This window comes from Clostridium sp. CM042 (genome assembly GCF_055080995.1).
The window spans coordinates 3,241,689-3,260,903 of the sequence record NZ_CM143646.1 but is presented as its reverse complement, the minus strand read 5'-3'; the positions used below and the strand labels follow the sequence as shown (position 1 = coordinate 3,260,903).

Sequence of the window (19,215 nt, the reverse complement as noted above, 5' to 3'; positions counted from 1 at the left end):
ACTTTTTTATATGATTAATTATCTTCTAATATTTTTTTAGCTAGATCAGCACCTAGCTTTATATATTCATTTTTATCTCCCGAAAGTTGTTTTTTTACTATTTTCCCATCAACGTCAAACACACCAAGCATGTGCATAGTTTCTCCTTCAAAATAAGCATATGCTCCTATACAACCATGACAATCTCCATTAAGGGTCGCCATAAAGCTTCTTTCTGCGTCTACGCAAATTCTAGCATCGTAGCAATCTAATTTTCTAATCATAGATACTTGTGGATGGCTTTTAACCATTTCAATACCTAATGCACCTTGGGCTATTGCTGGTACAACTTCCGTTGGTTCAAAATAGTTGGTAATTATATTTTCCATACCTAGCCTTTTTAGTCCTGCAGCTGCAAGTATTATGCCATCTAGGTTTTCCTTTTCTATTTTTGCTATTCTAGTCTGTACATTACCTCTTATAGGTACAATTTCTACATCCGGTCTTAGTGTCTTAATTTGAGTGCCACGTCTAATACTACTAGTACCTATTCTTGCACCCTTAGGTAAGTCATAAAAGCTAACGTTGTTAAATGCAACAAATGCATCTCTAACATCTTCTCTAACTGGAATAGCCACTATTTCAAACTCCTCTGGTATGTCGTAGGGTACATCCTTCATACTATGTACTGCCATATCAACTTTTTGCTCCAGCATTGCAACCTCTATTTCCTTTACAAAAAGACCCTTACCTCCTATTTTATCTAAAGTTACATTTAAAATTCTATCTCCCTTAGTCTCAATAAGTACCTTTTCAGAGTCAATATTAAACTTTTCTTTAATCATAGCTATAACTGTATTTGCTTGTACTTGTGCAAGTTCACTTCTCCTAGTTCCTATATTAATTTTCAAAATTTATTCCTCCTTTAACTTTAACTTTCAATTCTCAACTATCCCAAATTCAGCTTCATAAAACATTTGTAAAATAGTATTTTGCACTCCCTTAGTATAAAAAAAGTGGAAATCTTCACTACATACAAAATTCATAATTTCCTTTTTTACTTCACTCTTCTTTACCATATTTCTCATGCTACATGTATAATCTATAAAACCTTCATACTCACAAAGTTTATCTTCTATGACTTTCGACATGAAAAGTGCTGTTTTAGGGCTACTGTTTTTAGTATGTAATGCAAATTTCATATTAGGTGTATTTCTTTGAACTGGTGTTACAAATAACCCTTGTTTATAATCCCCGCAGTGTACATATAGTTTACTTTTTCTATCGCAGTATTCTTTTATACCGTCATTTGTCGCTTTATTATCTGTAGCAATAATTACAATATGATTCTGATCCACATAGCTTTCATCATATTCACCCTTTATTAATTTTACGTTATAAATATTTTGCAATGCGTAAAATCCTAGACAAAATTCTTTTGACACCACTGTAATATTACAACCTTCCTTTGAGAAAGTTTTACATTTAATAAGAGCTGCCTCTCCCCCACCAACGATAAGTATATTAATCTTATTTGATAGCAGTGAAATCATGGTATAATTTAAACCTGGAAAATCCTGCTTATTATGTCCACGCATTCCTTAGACCTCCCCTTCAAATGTTCCTCCTTTAACACCTCTATAGCTTTGTTTACATAGGCATTTGAAGTACTCTTCAAAAGTATCTCTGCTAATTTTTCATTATCCTTAGTCTCTTTCTTGTGCTTAAAAGTCTCTAGTCTTTCTTTGTAAACACCTTCACCATTGTGTTTTAACTTTTTTATAAAAGGCGATAACTCTTCCATGGTTTTCCACTCTATATACTCTTTTATAGCTTTATCCACAATGTATCTATTATCCCTCATAGAGGCTTCACGTCTTTTATAATTGGCATCATGGATGTCGCCTAACATATCTATGTCATATACCTCATATAATGGATTTTCACTTACTACTTCTTCAATGTCCCTTGGTACAGCTAAATCGAATAATAATAAGTGTTTGCTCGGTAACTCCTTTAAGTGAACCACAGTATGAGGAGCCGTGGTACAAGATATAACACAATCCACCTTTTCATAATATTTATGTATGTCGTTAAACGGTATCATTTTTACTCTTGGATCTTCTATATTAACCTTATTAATATCCCTAACTGCAATATATAGTAAATTTATTTTTCCCTCTAGTATATATTTTGAAGTTAATTCTCCTACCGCTCCATAGCCTAAAACCATAAAATTTTTGTGTCCCCTATCTATTGCTTCTTTAACTACCATAGAAGATGAAGAAACCGGTATCTCACTTATTTTAGATTTATTTCTAAACTTCTTGCCACAAGCAATAGCATTTTCAAAAAGTCTTTGAAGTTCCTTTTTAGTTGATTTTGAACCTTTTGCAGCTTCATAAGCATCCCTAACTTGCCCTAAAATTTGGTCCTCTCCAAGTAATAGCGAATCAAAACCACAGACCACATCCATTAAATGTTGTATTGCTTTTTCTTCCTTATAACTTTCTACACACTTTATTAAATTCTTATCCCAATTTAACGCCTTAAAAATCTTATCAACAATATCTTCATCCTTAGATTTAAAATATATCTCTGTCCTGTTACAGGTACTTAAAATAACTGCCTCTTCACAAATATTTAAAAGTTCCTCTAAGCACTTTCCTTGGCGTTTTGGTATAATTGAAAGTTTTTCTCTAATTTCTATTTTCACATCATGCTTTAGCCCTATAAGTTGTATCATTATATCATCTCCAAAAATACATCACTATTACTAATATTTCATATATACGCATATTTCATATAACATGCATATTATTATTAAATAAAACATTGCCCCATACATTAATTTTATTGTATCTATTATATGTTCTTTTCCCAAATCGTTTATTTTGTTTCCTATTGTTGGTTTATACATTTTTTCTCCAAAATATTCATTCGTACCACCTAGTCTAACTCCCATAGCTCCTGCTGCTGCTCCTTCTGGATAAGCACAATTAGGACTTTTATGATTTTTTCTATCTCTTATCATCACTTTTATACTGCAAGCAATATTTCCTCGAACCAGTGGTGCTGCCAAACAGATTAAAAATCCTGTTATTCTTGCTGGTATAAAATTAAATACATCGTCTGTTTTAGCTGGAAAGAACCCAATATATTTATATTTTTCATTCATATATCCAAGCATTGAATCCATTGTATTTATGCCCTTATACATCATAGCTAAAGGTGCTCCCCCTAATATTGCATAAAGAATAGGGGCTATAACACCATCTGCTGTATTCTCTGCAATTGTCTCCACATCCGCTCTTACTATTTCATATTCAGTAAGGGTCTTTGTATCTCTCCCTACAAGGTATGACAATTTAACTCTTGCGTCATAAATATCATTATTAACTAAAGAATCATAAACCTTTTTACCTTCTTTATGAAGGCATCTAGCAGCTATTGTTGTCCAAAGCAATATTATATTGAGAATATGGTACAACCAAAAAAACTTATTAGAAATTCTCAAAATTATAAAAGGCACTAAAAAACTAGAAAGTGCTACTATAACTACAATAATTCCGCCAAAAACTTTAATTTGACCATTAGTTTTACATATCGTTCTGCCTAACTTATCTAATTTAGAAATAAGTTTTCCTATATAAATCACCGGATGTTTAAACCAATATGGATCTCCAATTAATAAGTCTAACATTACCGCTAAAATTAAATCTATTATGTTCATCTGAAATAGTATTGCCATTTTAATTCCTCACTATCTTATACTGTTATAATTTTTTAAATAGTTGTTAACTGTCCCTAACTTTCTCTTTTTATTCCTATGATTTTATAGATTGAATCCATGTCTACATTATCTCTAACTATATCTGCTAGCTTGTCTAATTCTTTTTCTCTTAGATTTTCATAAACCTTAGATTTTTTAGGTTCCATAGCTTTTTTTACCCTTAAAGTATTAATCATATGTTCTCTAAACTCTACTCCATCTAAAACTCCATGAATATATGTACCCATAACATTTCCACCTGCATTTATCGCTCCATCGAAGGATGACGTATCAGAACCATTCTTATCATAGATTTCAAAAAGTGGTTTTGCATTATGACCATATTTACAAATTCCCATATGTATTTCGTAACCATAAGTTTCTAGACTAGTATCCCTAATGTTAATGCTACGAGCCTTTACTCTTGTAGTTATTTTCTCATCTTCAAATATTGTGTCTATGTCTAAAAGCTTCATACCATCTGTTTCTTTTGAATTTCCCTCTAAGCAATTAGGGTCACTTAAGCTATTTCCTAGCATTTGATATCCTCCACAAATACCTAATACGTTACCTTCTACACTATATTGCTGAATCGCTTCTGCAAGTCCCGAATTTCTTAAAGAAATTAAATCATCAATAGTATTTTTAGTTCCCGGTATGATAAGCAAGTCTGGAGTGCCCAATTCTCCTTTAGTTGTAACAAATCTAACTGATACATCTTCTTCAGCCTTTAAGGCATCTAAATCCGTGAAATTTGATATATGTGGAAGCTTTATTACAGCAATATCAATAGGTGCAGTAATTTTTTTATTAAATTCTACTGCGCCATCTTCATCTTCGAGTTCCAATCTAAAATAAGGAACTACCCCTGCACATGGAATATGTATAATGTCCTCAAGCATTGTAAGTCCTGGCTTTAAGATTTCTAAATCTCCTCTAAACTTATTAATAATAGTGGCTTTAACTCTTTTTTTCTCGACCTCATTAAGCAAAAGCAAAGTCCCTGCTAGTGACGCAAATACTCCACCCTTATCTATATCTCCTGCGAGTATCACAGGGGCATCTATAAGTTCCGCCATTCCCATGTTCACTATATCTCTATCTCTTAAATTAATTTCTGCAGGGCTACCTGCTCCTTCCATTACTATAATATCAAACTTCTTCTCTAATTCTTCAAACTGCTTTTTTAACATGTCTTTGAATTCCAATTTCATATTATGATATTCCATAGCTGTACTATTCCCAAAAACCTTTCCATTAACGATAATTTGGCACTTTTTATCGGAGGTAGGTTTTAATAAAATCGGATTCATATATACCTCTGGCTCCAATCCTGCCGCATAGGCTTGAAGCACCTGCGCACGTCCCATTTCTTTTCCATCCAATGTAATATAAGAATTCAATGACATATTCTGTGACTTAAAAGGACATACTGAAAACCCATCTTGCACAAAAATTCTACAAAGTGCTGTTACTAATATGCTTTTTCCTACTGATGAAGCGGTTCCTTGAACCATTACTTTAGCCATTACTCTTTCTCCTTTCTTCCTGCTTATATTCTTTCTTTGGTACACAACAAAAAAACAGCAAGCTTGCGCACCTGCTGTTATGTACAAATTTTTCATTGCACTAACTTGAATTCTACAGTTCTTTCCCGCCGAAAGCTTAATATTACTAATTTAGGCAGGTCTCCTGGCTCTTGATACACTTTCTCTTATAACTTTCCCTTTCTTGTAGTTATAAAAGATTTTCTCTCAATTACAGTAGCGGGGGCTGCTGTGGAATTACACCACATTCCCTTTTCACCTTACTAATCATCTACTAAAGTAACTGCATCCACTTTATTGGCTGATTAATAAAAGGCACCTAAACAAATCTATTCATTTTTTTACTAATATAATTCATAAGTTTCATTTTTAAAATTTTCAATTTAATACATTTCTATGTAATTAAGTTTATAGCATTATGTTAATCCTGTCAATAAATAAGAATTTAAAATGCTTAAGTCTCATATGGTTATAAGTCATCTCCTTCGGAGCTGCAACAGTTCCGAAGGAGATGCATTAATTCGCTAAATTAATTTTGCTTGTAGAAACATAGCTTTTTTTCCTATTTCTGTGAATTTAGCCTCATATTCTGTAACCACATTATCTTTAAAATCACTTTTATGCAAATCATAAGTTGAAAATAATATCTCAAACCCACATTCTTTGAAATATTCTACCGATTCTTCGAATAACTCTGTATCATCTGTTTTGAACCAAACTTCAGATCCCCGTTTTAAGAATTTCTTATAACTCGTCAAGAACTTAGTATGAGTTAATCTTCTTTTATTATGTCTGTCTTTTGGCCAAGGATTACAAAAATTTATATAAATTCTGCTTATCTCATCTTTTGCAAACACATCATCAATAAGCATTATGTTCATTGGCATAAGACGTACATTTATGTCTTGTGCCCCTTCAATTTCTCTTACTTCTATAACTTTTCTAAGGGCAAATACCAGAACCTCATCTTTTAAATCAATGCCTACAAAATTGATATCAAGATCTCTCCTGGACTTTTCTGATATAAATCTACCTTTACCGCAACCTAGTTCTAGATGAATTTCATTGTTATTTTTAAATTCTTCATTCCATTTTCCTTTGTGATCATATTGGTCAGTTATTACAATATGACTAGTTTCAAGCTCTGGCCTAGCCCAATATTTTTTTCTTAAGCGCATATGTTTTTCTCCTTACATTTATAATTTTTATGAAATTTACTTTTTATTTAAAACATCCCTGCAATATTTAAAAACTGTTTAAATAACCATAACCCTGGTGCTTGCACGATATAAGTAAAAACTGATTGTCCACCAGGTAATATAGGCAATATTAACGCCATAAATATTAAGAATTGATACCTATAAATTGTATCTGGTAAATTGTAAAAAAACTTTGGGAATAAATCCCTAACTATATGAGATCCATCAAAACCCGGTATTGGCACTAAATTAAGAAAAAACAAAATACAATTTAGGTACCCTGTAATTATTAAGATTTGGCTAATAATAGTATATAATCCACCATGAATTGGTGGAATCTTCGAAAATAACACAGTCAGAATTGCAAATACAAACCCTAGAATCAGATTAGCAATTGGGCCTGCAACTGAAACTTTCAAATCATCCTTATAATAATTTTTAAATGCACTAGGATTTGTCTGAACAGGCTTTGCCCAACCAAATCCTACTAATATAATCATAAGAAATCCCATTGGATCTATATGTGCGATCGGATTCAGAGTAAGTCTCCCTTGAAATCGTGGAGTTTTGTCTCCTAACCTATCTGCTACGATAGCATGCGCATACTCATGAAAAGTAAATGCTAATAAAATTGCCGGTATCATCAAAATCTTATTTAATATTTGTTGTGTATCCAAGTTTATTCCTCCTTATATTCCTACATGGTAGGCAATGTTAATCGCTACTCATCTTGTTAATGCATCTTTGACTTGTTATTTTTTAAGATGTCTAATGTACCTATTATAACAAAGTTTATTGTTATTTTGAATTGAATATTCTCAAAGCAAAATAATATATTATCACAACCATATCCTTATGAATTAACTTATATTTTCAGATTATAGAAAAAACCTTATCTTAAAAAGATAAGGTCTTAAATAAAACATCATAGTATCGACTACTTAAAAAGAACAAAAGATACTTCTTTATTATTAACCAATGATACTATTCCCTTAGTATACAATTGCAATAATTCTCCTTTATAGCTAGTTTCAGTTCCAGAACTAATATCTTTTATTACAGCTTTCATTGCATCATTTTGATAGACCTTACCAAGAGATGTAACGAATAAATCATTTTTTTTAGAAGGTTTTTGTAAATCAATTACTTTCCAATTTTCAGTATTTTCTGATGTTTTCCCATAATAAACTTTGCTTACCAAATTATCTTTTAATTCTCCAAGATACACATTGTCATCATCATCAGTGCCTATTAAAGTAAGTTTTTCTACACCTTTAATATTTATAGGTTCCTCAAGGGTGGTAGAATACATTTTATTATAGACTAATCCCTCGTACACCAAATTATCTTCATGGCGCGCTAATGCCATATTACTCACACTCTTTGGTATTGTATCAATTTTTGTCATCTCTTCGTCTCTGTCACTTCTATAGTCTCTGTCAATTCTATATATACTACTGCTACCACCTTCATTTAAAACCTTTATATAAATAACCCCTGTTAAAATTGATACTTGAATATCTTCTACTTCATCATTTGTACCAGTATAGGCTAATTTTCCTATCTTTACTTTTTCACCTTTTTCTACGTCATAAGAATATACTACTAATTTACTAGACTCATCATCACTTTTCTCTACTAAAAACATTCTATTTCTATCTGGAAGCCATTTATAAAAAGAAATTTCACTTCCGTCTTCAGCCTCTATATTTTTAACGCTTCCATTCTTACCATCAGCAATTTTTAATTCTTTATTCTCATAATAGCATAAATATTTAGCACCATAGGATACTAATATATTTTCTGCGTTTGCCGGCAATGTAATATCAATATTTTTTAATTTATCGCTTTTATTTTCATCAATTTTTTCCGTAACCATTTTTGAATCAGTAGCTAAAAAATAATGATCTATATAAAATAGAACTAAACATTGCATGGATAACGAAAATACTATCCATATACTTATTCTTTTCTTCCAACTCATAGTTTCTTCTCCTTTAATTTAAAATGTACTATGCTCAAATTTCACTTTATTGCCTACTCTCCACATAAATAATTGAAGGTATAGATCTTTCTCCATAGCTGTCGCTAGGATTGTTTATAACTTCATCATCATAAAACAAGGTTGAAGAAGAACCTCCATCTAAATTAGTAGCATTATAAGCACCAAACTTATACAATTCGTCTTGTACCTCTCTTAAAGTAGCCCCTAAACTGCCTACCTGTCTACCATCGATAACTAATAATATTATTGCTCCATCTTTTCTTTGTCCAATAGCTGTTCTAGGTGCTATCCCCTGCCCTCCGACACCCGTATTTATAGTTTTCTGTCCATTAACTATAAGTGCCGGACCAAAAGATACCGCTTCCATCACTTCAAGCTCTTTCATTTCTTTAATTGAATGAGCTCCAACTAATAAATTTCCCGATTTAGTAAATGCTACAACCTCTGTTTTTTCATTTTCATTTTTTATATCATTAAAAATTTCTTTACCATTAGACATTATAATTCCTGTTGGATTTGCTCCCGTTCCTGCCCATTTTGTGTCACCAGCTTTATCTGTAAACGCGCCACCATTAACCGCTGCAATTGCATTATTATTTTTTGCAATATCACTAGTTAATTGCCCTTCCCTTAATTGCCCTTCCTGGTTGAGCTTACTACTATACCCTACTTTTAATCTAGTCGCGTCACTGATTACTAACACATGCCCTTTAAATTTTGTCCCTTTAATATCATATCTTTCAATACTATTATCATCTTTATTTTCTACATTTACGCCAGCCAAGTTATCTTGAGCTATAGTTTCCACTACTTGGTCCTTCATAATTTCTTTTATTTTTTCATCGGATAAAAATGATGTTGCTAGCCACTGTAATGAAAGAGTGGTCATTGCTGAACCTACCACTGTAGTCTTTACATTTTTAAACGGACCATAATAAATCATAAATGGGCCTGTAATAGCTGTAAAAGTTAATTCAAATATTATAAAAAATAAAACAAGCGTGCTTTGACTTCTTTTTTTTCTCTTCCCACATTTTTCTATTTTTTTCATCTTTCCCATCCTTTTCTTTATTATGTACTATCATATTATACAATAAAACTATATATTTTAACACATCTTTTAAATGTAATTTTTGTGAATATAAATATCATATGATAAATTAATACAAAAGAGAGTATAAATTTTTATACTCTCTTCTATAGAATTAAATTTTTATAATTTTTTAGAGCCTTCGTATGCTAGGGGCGACCTCTCACATTCATCATATTTCAAAGTTACTTGATAACACAAGTCACTACCCTTCATTTTTTCAGAGGCATAACACAAACCATTTGACCTTGAATCAAGAAAAGGATGGTCTATTTGTTCTGGGTCACCTATAAGAATCAACTTAGTTCCCTCTCCAACTCTAGTTATTATTGCTTTAACTTGTTTTGGCGACAAATTTTGTGCCTCATCTATAATTACCCAATTTTTAACTATGGACCTTCCTCTAAGATAAGCAACAGCTTCAGTAGTTATAATTCTCCTATCAAACAAGTCATTTATTTTATCTAATAGTTGCTTCTCATTTTTGTAACGTTCTTTTTCATCAGATTCCACAAGTATCTCTAAATTATCAAATATTGGCCTCATGAATGGTGATATTTTTTCTTGTTCTGTACCAGGTAAAAAACCTATTTCCTCATCCATAGTAACATTGGGTCTGCAAATTAAAATTCTTCTGTAATGTTCATTACTATCCTGTAATATTTTTTGAAGTCCCACCGCTAATGAAAATAATGTTTTAGCTGTTCCTGCAGGCCCTTTTATAATTACGAGTGGTGCTTTTACTGCATCAGCACTTAAAGCTTCCAGCATAAATTTCTGACCTACATTTCTTGGCGAAACTCCTGAGGGTTTACTTTCCTTATTATAAAGCGGTACTACATTTTTACCATCATATCTAGCGAGTGCCGTTTGTTTAGGATTTTCCATTGAATGAATTATTAAAAATTGATTTGTGTATAAAAATGGAGTGGTATATTCTTCTGTTTCCTCATCATATTTAAGTAAGGCACCAATTTCCAAATTTTTTTTACTAAAAAACTCCTGAAGATTTTCTGGAGATACAAATACCTCTATTCTTCCTGTATACTGATTATCATATTCAGGTACAAATTTTTCATAAAAATCTTCTACATTAATATCTACGGCATCTGCCTTTATTCGTTGAAAAATATCTTTGGTTATTAGCCATACATCCTCACCTTGCTCTTTAAGCCCTTTACATACCTGCAATATTCTATTGTCAGCTTTTTCTTTATTCCAAGAAGCAGGAATTTTGGTATCATAGTGATTCATTTCTACTCTAAGTCTTCCTCCACTTGTTAAATCAATACCCTCATTTAGTTTTCCCTGCTTCCTAAGTTTATCAATAAGTCTAGCCGCATATCTAGCATTAGCTCCTAAATCACTTTTATCTTTCTTAAAACTATCTAATTCCTCGAGTACCACTTCTGGTATTATTACATCATTATCTCCAAAAGATAATATAGCACTGGGTGAATACAAAATAACATTGGTATCTAATACATAGGTTTTTTTCAAAATGTCAGCGCCCCCTCTCTCTATTACTAATATATGTTACTTATCCTATAAATGAATTAAAAATATAATAAAATTTATAATTTCTATAATTTTAATACATTTTTTTGACAAGCAATAGTTTTTATTATATAATAAAAACTATAACAGATCTGATAACATTATAGGATGGTGTATATGGATAACATTACAACAATTTTTAAAGAGAAGAAATTAAAACTTACACCTCAGCGTATTGCTGTTTATAAATATTTGCAATCAACAAAAGAACATCCTTCCGCAGAAGTAATTTACAAAGCTCTGCAACCAACATATCCTACTATGAGTTTGGCTACGGTTTATAAAGCATTAAAAACTCTTATAGAAGTTAAATTAATAATTGAACTTAATGTAGGTGAGGGCAACTTTAGATATGATGGCAATGTATCTTCACATCCTCACATACATTGCATAAGTTGTGGCAGGGTTGATGACATAGAAGGCATACGTTTTGCAAATATACGCGAAGATGTAAAACATCATACTAGTTATGAAGTTTTAGAGAGTAAAGTATATTTTTATGGTTTATGTGAAAATTGCAAAAAATAATTATTAAAGAAAGAAAGAAGTATGAATTGAATTTCATATTTCTTTCTTTAATAAATTATTTATAACTTTTTTTTAATAACTCTTCCCATTCTTTAGAACTATAACCATCATCTAAAATCTTTTTCAAAGCCAAAAATACATTGTTTTTGATTTTATCAGGTAAATTATATAATATAGGTATACTATTATCATTAGCTTTATATATATGTTGAACCATTATTTTACCAATACCTGTGACTTTATTATTTGCAATTTTATTTCCACTTATAATTCCTTTCTGCGCAATTCTTGCTTGAACCTCATCACTATAAATATATTTAATAAAAGCATCGGCATTATCACCATTTTTTGCATTTACAGGAACACTTAATAAAGAATTAATTATAATAGGCCCATTAGAACCATACTTTGAATTATTCTCATAATCTCCTATTATTCCTATGTTACTTCCATTAAGTTTAGAATTATAATAAGAAATACATACTAATAATGGAGAATCACCATTATTAAAACTCGTAATACTCTGTTCATTACCTAATTCAAAAGAATTCTTAGTAATTCCATTATTTTTTGTTAAAGAATTAAATTCTTTAAATATTCCCTGTACATCTTTCAATTTTTTATAAGATTCCTCGCCACTATCATAATTTTCCTCAACGTCATGAATATTTATGATTTTGCTAGCTATTAATGAAAATAAAAATCCATTAGCATCTACATCTCCAGTTAACACTACCGGAGTTTTCATACCCTTTTCATTAATTTGCTTTAGCACATTTAACCATTGTTCTAAATTATTAGGGTTAGCTATCTTTAGTTTCTCAAGATTCGCTTTATTGTATAGTAGTTCAATAGAATATGGCACAACTCCTATTCCATAGTATTTATCTCCTACTCTACCATAAGAACTCATAATATCATAGTATCTATTATTTATAGTATTATCATCATAAGAGCCTTTCATATCACTCAAAACTCCATTTTTACTAAGTTCAATAAGTTTATTCCTATTAGTAAAAATCACATCAATTTCTGTTCCTAAATTAATAGTCTCCATGATATCACTTTTATCACCTAGTGCAACATTTAGTTTTACTTCAACATCTGGGTTGTTCTTTTTAAAGTCATCAATTAAAAACTTAATTACCTTTGAAGAATACTCATCAGTTGTGTCTAAAAATATATTTAGTTTCTTTTCTTTTTCATCCATTTTGCATGATGAAAGGCTAATTACCATAATTAAAACTATAAGAGCACAACATAAATTTTTCAATGTTTTTAATGATTTTTTCATAAGTTAACCTCACTTTATTAATAAATATGAATCTTTTTAAATTTATTTAATATAAATTAATTAAACATACAATTGTTACATATAATTTAAAGGGGGTGTAATATATGAAATTACAGGTACTATTATTTAAGAAGAGAATTATCTATTATACTTTAGCGATTATTGTATTTACCATAATACTTACATTCTTTTTGTTTTTCAGTAAAAGTTCAATAAGTACATTTAATATTGTTAATGAAAACAAAATGATGCAAGCTGATCTAACAGCGGATGGAAATAAGGATATTCTCTACATAAAAACAGATGCGGATAAATATTATATTCAAATAAATTCAGAAGATAAAAGTTATTATCTAGAGCCTGCTAAAAAAAGTAACACTTTGGGAAATTATTATCTGCAGTGGCCAATGCGGCTTACTTTAATGGATATATCTAGGAACAATATACCTGAAATATTTACTCAAGCATCAGTAAACGATAACGCTATTCAGCATGTATTTCTTTGGACTGGAGAAAAATTTGATGATATATTTTGCAGTACAAACAATATTTTGGGTTTTATAGATAGTAAAAATAATAAAACACCTAAAGTTATATCTGGAAATATTAAAGATGGTGAAATGAATTTAGTCAGTTATATTTTCATTAAAAATAATTTAAAGTCTTTTAACTATAATTATACCGATAATTACATGGGTAAAAACACCATGTTAGGTTTTGTAAATCTGATGGAAAGCTTTCCATTATCAGAATTAAATATGTCAAAAGAACTTTTCGCACCTTATTTAAATGGTAATGATATTTCACTATTAGGCGATTTATCAAGCCAAAAAATACATTTTAATTTTCAAGATGCCGTTTTCAAAGATTATAATTGGGACAAAGACGGTAATGCCAGTGAAATTCTATGGACATTAAATTTTAAAGGAACTAATACAAATGATTTAAAAGAAACAAAAAACTATACTATAGAACTAATTGTAAAGCTTATGCCTAATGAGAATAAAGTTTCTATCTTCAAAATCAGCTCTGTAACTCTTAAGTAATAAAGCGATATTATTAAGATATACACAATTATAAAAGGGACCGTATTATCGGTCCCAAGGGGGATGGGGGGTTACGCATAAAATAATTATTTTATGCTAATGGAGATTTCAACTCCGATTACATTTATAATATTACCCTTTTTACGGAGTTTTATTCATTATAAAATATATTTAAATTTTTTATATAAAACACACATTTATTTGTAGAAATTCTAATGTCTTGAGGTATCATTTTCCTCTACGATTTTATTGAGCACTTCAATTTTTTTATCATCTACTAGATGAGCTAATATAAAAATAAGCTGTTCCTTATCCTCATCCTCTAAGAATTGTAGAATGCTATGTGTACTTTCTTTAGGACTCGTATGTTTAAATTCAACATCGTTACTTTCAAAAGAATCATTATTCGATATGGAATTCATAATATCATCAAGATTTGGATTGTTTAAGTCTAGATTATTTAAATCTATTCCAGATAGCATATTTGAAATTTCGCTTAAATCTATACCACCCATACCTGAAAATATATTTGATAACATGTTATCTTGCCCATCTTCATTTGAATTTACTAAATCATTATTCTCATTAAGATCATTATTTTTTTCATTACTATTACTATTACCATTATTACGATTACTATTATTACTATTATTATTTTTATTATTTTTATTTTGATTATTTTGATTATTATTACTATTATTACTATTATTACTATTTTGATTGTTATTATTATTTTTTGCTGAATTCGATGTTGAATTTACATTTCCTGAATAACTATCCGCTGAGTTGCCTCGCATGTTATTACCTTGCCCTCCTAAACTGTCCATCAAATTTCCTAATATATTATTGTCTTGTCCGCCTAAACTGCCAATTAAATTTCCTAGCATATTATTGTCTTGGCCACCTAACCCAGAAATTAACCCTTCAAGCATATTATTGCCCCCACCATTATTTCCTCCAAGAAAGCTAGTTAATAATCCCATCAAAGGATTTGCAGAATTTCCATTAATCATTTGTGCTAATGGGTTATTGCCAGAATTGTTATTATTATTATTGTTGCCGTTATTGTTATTATTGTTGCCGTTATTATTACTGTCATTGTTATTATTTGCATTATTGTTATTATTTTCATTATTCATATTATTTCTATCGTGTTTATGATGTTTTGACATATTTATCACCTCATTTATAAATGGGAGAGCATAAGCTCTCCCTGATTTTTAGAATTAACAACAACATCCTCTCGCTGGTGTTTCAACATTTCTACCTTTACAACAACAACAAACTATGAATATCAATATTAGCAAGAAAGCATTTTTGTTTTCAAGTAGACATGTTCTTTGAAGTATAATTAAGAGTATTAACGCACAACATGGATTTGTACATATACTTGAAAACTGATTTCCATTTCTACATCCACATTCTGATGTTCTATCACAACATCTTCTTACACGACGTCTTCTTTTTGACATATAAAACTCCCCTTCCTGGGCCATGTTTTAATGCACTATTTATTTTAACTCAAGTTAATTAATAATTTAATTTATCTATTTGTGCAATTATAATTATTTATCTAACAATCTTCATCACAGTTATCTAGATTTATAAAATTATTTGTGCATCCTCTGCCTTGTCTACCATTATTGCCACCACATGCGAATATAAGAATTAAGATTATTATCCAGCAACATGCACCGCCGCCGCCGAATCCGCCACATCCGCCACCAAATCCACCAAATCCGCCAAATCCACCTCTACTACTTGAGCCACATCTGCAAAGTTCCTTGCAGTGTTTAGGATCGCATCCGCAGACAGTTCCACACTCTTGTCCTTGACCCCATCCTCCGCATAAGCATAATAGAATAATTATCCAAATTATTGAGCTTCTTCCGCCTCCAAAACCACCACAGCCGCGTCCACAATCACAGTCGCCTCTGTTGTTACAGTTGCCACCTCCGATGCCACAGTTACCGCCTGAATTTCCCTTACCACAATTCAATCCACTTAATAAGCTATTCATATCCATTTACTTACCTCCTTATAATTGTTTTTATTGTTTTACCTTTTAAAATCTTTTTCTTTGGTTCTAATATATACTATTCTTATAGAAATAAATTGACACAGATTTTCAAATTAAATCATCTTTTTCCATGTGCTTAAATCATTACCTGCGGTGCTGTATATTTTTTACACATGCTAAAGGCAAAAAAAAATAGACCTCATTACTTTATGCACAAAGTACTAGTTTGCACGCCGTAATGTAGGTCTCTTTTATTTTTTATTCTTCTATGTGATCATCTTTAAACATGTTTCCTAGTAACTCTTTTACACCTATTTTCTTTAGTGAGGAAATATTAATAATCTCCTCATTCGCCTCAAGAGCAAATGTTTCCCTTATCAACTTATTATTTTTTACAAGTTCTGCTCTATTTAACTTATCTTTTTTTGTTGCCACTATTACAACTTCATAACCAAAATGTTTAATCCATCCGTACATTAGAAGATCATCTTTAGTTGGCTTACGTCTACAATCCACAAGTAATGCTACCTTTTGAAGTTGTGGTCTACGAATTAGGTAGTCCTCCATCATCTTACCCCATTTAGCTTGTTCAGTCTTTGATACTTTTGCATATCCGTAACCTGGTAAATCAACAAAATAAAAGCTATTGTTTATTAAAAAAAAGTTTATAAGTCTAGTTTTTCCAGGTGTTCCACTAACTTTAACCAACTTTCGTCTATTTGTTAAAGTATTTATTAAAGAAGACTTGCCTACGTTGGACCTACCAACGAAAGCATACTCTACCATATTATCTGTAGGATACTGAGTAGGTTTTACTGCTGAAATTATGAATTCAGATTGTTTTATCTCCATTATTTATCTCTCCAATTAATGCATTTTCAAGCACATGTTCTACTTTACTTGCAATTATAAATTTTAGTTTATGCTTAATACTATTCGGTATCTTTTGTATGTCTTTTTCATTGTCTTTAGGTATTATAATTGTATCAATGCCCGCCCTATAGGCAGCTAGTGATTTTTCCTTAAGCCCACCAATAGGTAGCACTCTTCCCGTAAGTGTAATCTCCCCTGTCATCGCTACATTATGTCTTACTTTTCTGTTAGTTAAGGCAGATACCATTGCAGTTATCATAGTTACCCCGGCCGATGGTCCATCTTTAGGCACCGCTCCCTCTGGTACATGAATATGAATATCTTTATTTTTATAAAAGTCTTTATCAATATTATATTTGGCTGCATTAGCTCTAACATAGCTGTATCCAGCTTTAGCAGATTCTTTCATAACATCTCCTAATTGACCAGTAAGTTGAAGCTTGCCAGTTCCATCCATAGCACTTACCTCTACAGGCAAGGTAACCCCACCAACTTCTGTCCACGCAAGACCTGTTACAACCCCTACTCCATCTTCCTCGTAAGCTTTATCATAGGTATATAAAAGAGGCCCTAAATATCGTTTAACATGTGCAGTTGTAACATTAACATTTTCTTTACTCTTTTCTACCATTTCAGTTATTGCCTTTCTTATAACTGAAGCAATTTGTCTTTCAAGATTTCTAACCCCTGATTCCCTAGTATAATTTTCGATAATACAATTAACTGAAGAATCAGAAAAAGTTATTTTATCATCATCCATATTATGTTCTTTTAACATCTTTGGAATAACGTGATTCTTAGCAATATGGAATTTTTCTTCTGAAGTATACCCTGATACCTCGATAACTTCCATTCTATCTAATAATGGTCTTGGAATAGTATCTAATTTATTTGCAGTAGTTATAAACAAAACCTTTGATAAATCAAAGTCTAATTCCAGGTAATGATCCCTAAAAGTTGTATTTTGTTCACTATCCAAAACTTCTAAAAGCGCATCTGCAGGGTCACCCTTAAAATCGCCACTCATTTTATCAATTTCATCTAATAAGAATAATGGATTTTTATATCCGGCTTGTTTCATTGCATATATAATTCTACCTGGAATTGCTCCCACGTAAGTTTTTCTATGTCCTCTTATTTCAGCCTCATCTTTTACTCCACCTAGTGACATTCTAACAAAATTTCTATTTAATGCATTAGCAACAGACTTTGCTATAGATGTTTTTCCAACTCCTGGTGGTCCTACCAAACAAAGTATAGGTCCCTTAAGTGTCTTGCTGATTTTTTTAACTGCTAAATATTCTATTATTCTTTCCTTAACATCCTCGAGCCCATAATGTTCCGATTTAAAAACTTCTCTAGCCTTGTTAATATCAATGTTATCTTTAGTCACTTTATTAAAAGGTAGAGCTAATATCCAATCTAAATAGGCTTTTGTTACTCCACTTTCAGAAGAATAATTCCCTGAACTTTTCAATCTATTTAGTTCATAAATTGCTTTTTCTTTTGCCTCTTTAGGAAGTTTTGCCTTTTTTATTTTATTTTCATATTCTACGACTTCTCTCTTATTTTCGTCGTCTTCTCCTAATTCGTCTTGTATAGCTTTCATTTGTTCTCTTAGGTAATATTCCTTTTGGATTTTATCAATTCTACCTTTAACCTTGGTTCCAATCTTCTTTTCTATTTTTAATACTTCAACCTCATTTTTTAATATAAATAACAATTTTTCTAATCTTTTAATAACTTCTACTGTTTCAAGCAATTCTTGTTTTGTCTCTGGCTTTAGTATTAAATATGAGCTTACCATATCACAATATCTTCCTGGCTCTTCCGTCTCTTCTAAACTGAATAAAGCATCTGGGAAATTGTTAACTGATAGATTTATGTATTCTTCAAAGGCTTTATCTATACTTCTAATGTATGCCTTACATTTCTTATTATCTTCATACAGTTCATCTTCAATAATTTCTACTTCCACCCGTACAAAAGGTTCCTTATCTTTGTACTCAAAAATCTTACCTCTCTTTATTCCCTCAACTAGTACCCTAATTACATCTCCTGGTAACTTTAATATTTGTTTTACATTACAAATAGTACCAATACTATATATATCCTTTTCTTCTGGATCTTCAATTTTCGATACTTTCTGCGAAACCAGAAAAATCTCTTGATTATTTAGCATAGCATCCTCTAATGCAAGTATAGATTTTTCTCTACCAACATCAAAGTGCAATACCATATATGGAAATATATTCATACCTCTTAACGGAATTAACGGAAGAAGTTTTGTAATTTTATCCATTTT

General features: G+C 30.9%; 18 protein-coding genes and 1 riboswitch. Of the genes, 2 read left to right on the top strand and 16 right to left on the bottom strand.

Annotated elements, in window-relative coordinates; translation table 11 throughout:
- Positions 1–14 precede the first annotated feature (14 nt).
- The 10 genes from hemC to ACWJJ7_RS15525 all read right to left on the bottom strand — a co-directional run bounded on the left by hemC (position 15) and on the right by ACWJJ7_RS15525 (position 11,092).
- A complete protein-coding gene (hemC, locus tag ACWJJ7_RS15570; protein ID WP_462962886.1) occupies positions 15–890 on the bottom strand; it encodes a hydroxymethylbilane synthase in 876 nt (291 codons plus the stop codon).
- A gap of 27 nt (positions 891–917) precedes the next feature.
- Positions 918–1,577 carry an NAD(P)-dependent oxidoreductase gene (locus ACWJJ7_RS15565; RefSeq protein ID WP_462962885.1) on the bottom strand — a complete coding sequence of 220 codons (660 nt, stop codon included), beginning with the start codon at positions 1,575–1,577 and terminating at the stop codon, positions 918–920.
- Positions 1,541–2,725 (bottom strand): glutamyl-tRNA reductase, encoded by a 1,185-nt coding sequence (hemA, locus tag ACWJJ7_RS15560; RefSeq protein WP_462962884.1) that lies wholly within the window; start codon positions 2,723–2,725, stop codon positions 1,541–1,543. The genes ACWJJ7_RS15565 and hemA overlap by 37 nt, the downstream gene beginning before the upstream one ends.
- A 30-nt stretch (positions 2,726–2,755) precedes the next feature.
- On the bottom strand, positions 2,756–3,706 hold the full coding sequence (cbiB, locus tag ACWJJ7_RS15555) for an adenosylcobinamide-phosphate synthase CbiB (RefSeq protein WP_462965014.1): 951 nt from the start codon (positions 3,704–3,706) through the stop codon (positions 2,756–2,758).
- An 80-nt stretch (positions 3,707–3,786) separates the two neighbouring features.
- The gene (locus ACWJJ7_RS15550) at positions 3,787–5,280 is read right to left on the bottom strand and encodes a cobyric acid synthase (protein ID WP_462965013.1); all 1,494 of its coding nucleotides are present in this window, start codon (positions 5,278–5,280) and stop codon (positions 3,787–3,789) included.
- Positions 5,281–5,416: 136 nt separating this feature from the next.
- A riboswitch (cobalamin riboswitch) is annotated at positions 5,417–5,600 on the bottom strand.
- A gap of 222 nt (positions 5,601–5,822) precedes the next feature.
- Positions 5,823–6,476: a tRNA (guanosine(46)-N7)-methyltransferase TrmB gene (gene trmB, locus ACWJJ7_RS15545; RefSeq protein ID WP_462962883.1), complete on the bottom strand. Its 654-nt coding sequence runs from the start codon at positions 6,474–6,476 to the stop codon at positions 5,823–5,825.
- A 47-nt stretch (positions 6,477–6,523) separates the two neighbouring features.
- On the bottom strand, positions 6,524–7,141 hold the full coding sequence (locus tag ACWJJ7_RS15540) for a site-2 protease family protein (protein WP_462965012.1): 618 nt from the start codon (positions 7,139–7,141) through the stop codon (positions 6,524–6,526).
- Between the two features lie 293 nt (positions 7,142–7,434).
- Positions 7,435–8,481 (bottom strand): hypothetical protein, encoded by a 1,047-nt coding sequence (locus tag ACWJJ7_RS15535; RefSeq protein ID WP_462962882.1) that lies wholly within the window; start codon positions 8,479–8,481, stop codon positions 7,435–7,437.
- Positions 8,482–8,527: 46 nt separating this feature from the next.
- A complete protein-coding gene (locus ACWJJ7_RS15530; RefSeq protein WP_462962881.1) occupies positions 8,528–9,553 on the bottom strand; it encodes a phosphodiester glycosidase family protein in 1,026 nt (341 codons plus the stop codon).
- A gap of 162 nt (positions 9,554–9,715) precedes the next feature.
- The gene (locus ACWJJ7_RS15525) at positions 9,716–11,092 is read right to left on the bottom strand and encodes a PhoH family protein (protein WP_462962880.1); all 1,377 of its coding nucleotides are present in this window, start codon (positions 11,090–11,092) and stop codon (positions 9,716–9,718) included.
- Positions 11,093–11,266: 174 nt separating this feature from the next.
- Here ACWJJ7_RS15525 and perR point away from each other — a divergent pair, with 174 nt between their 5' ends.
- Positions 11,267–11,677, top strand: a complete 411-nt coding sequence (gene perR, locus ACWJJ7_RS15520; protein ID WP_462962879.1) for a transcriptional regulator PerR — start codon at positions 11,267–11,269, stop codon at positions 11,675–11,677.
- 55 nt (positions 11,678–11,732) lie between these two features.
- Here perR and ACWJJ7_RS15515 read toward each other — a convergent pair whose 3' ends face one another.
- The gene (locus ACWJJ7_RS15515) at positions 11,733–12,971 is read right to left on the bottom strand and encodes an ABC transporter substrate-binding protein (protein WP_462962878.1); all 1,239 of its coding nucleotides are present in this window, start codon (positions 12,969–12,971) and stop codon (positions 11,733–11,735) included.
- Positions 12,972–13,075: 104 nt separating this feature from the next.
- Here ACWJJ7_RS15515 and ACWJJ7_RS15510 point away from each other — a divergent pair, with 104 nt between their 5' ends.
- Positions 13,076–14,017, top strand: a complete 942-nt coding sequence (locus tag ACWJJ7_RS15510) for a VCBS repeat-containing protein (protein ID WP_462962877.1) — start codon at positions 13,076–13,078, stop codon at positions 14,015–14,017.
- Positions 14,018–14,229: 212 nt separating this feature from the next.
- Here the strand turns inward: ACWJJ7_RS15510 and ACWJJ7_RS15505 are convergent, their stop codons facing one another.
- The 5 genes from ACWJJ7_RS15505 to lon all read right to left on the bottom strand — a co-directional run bounded on the left by ACWJJ7_RS15505 (position 14,230) and on the right by lon (position 19,212).
- On the bottom strand, positions 14,230–15,189 hold the full coding sequence (locus ACWJJ7_RS15505; RefSeq protein ID WP_462962876.1) for a hypothetical protein: 960 nt from the start codon (positions 15,187–15,189) through the stop codon (positions 14,230–14,232).
- Between the two features lie 54 nt (positions 15,190–15,243).
- The gene (locus ACWJJ7_RS15500) at positions 15,244–15,489 is read right to left on the bottom strand and encodes a hypothetical protein (RefSeq protein WP_165412004.1); all 246 of its coding nucleotides are present in this window, start codon (positions 15,487–15,489) and stop codon (positions 15,244–15,246) included.
- Between the two features lie 101 nt (positions 15,490–15,590).
- Entirely contained in the window at positions 15,591–16,043 is a 453-nt protein-coding gene (locus tag ACWJJ7_RS15495; RefSeq protein ID WP_462962875.1) for a hypothetical protein, read from the bottom strand.
- 252 nt (positions 16,044–16,295) lie between these two features.
- Positions 16,296–16,889: a ribosome biogenesis GTP-binding protein YihA/YsxC gene (yihA, locus tag ACWJJ7_RS15490; protein ID WP_462962874.1), complete on the bottom strand. Its 594-nt coding sequence runs from the start codon at positions 16,887–16,889 to the stop codon at positions 16,296–16,298.
- Positions 16,870–19,212, bottom strand: coding sequence for an endopeptidase La (gene lon / locus ACWJJ7_RS15485; protein ID WP_462962873.1), 2,343 nt, complete (start codon positions 19,210–19,212; stop codon positions 16,870–16,872). Before lon ends, yihA begins: the two co-directional genes overlap by 20 nt.
- Between the last annotated feature and the right edge of the window lie 3 nt (positions 19,213–19,215).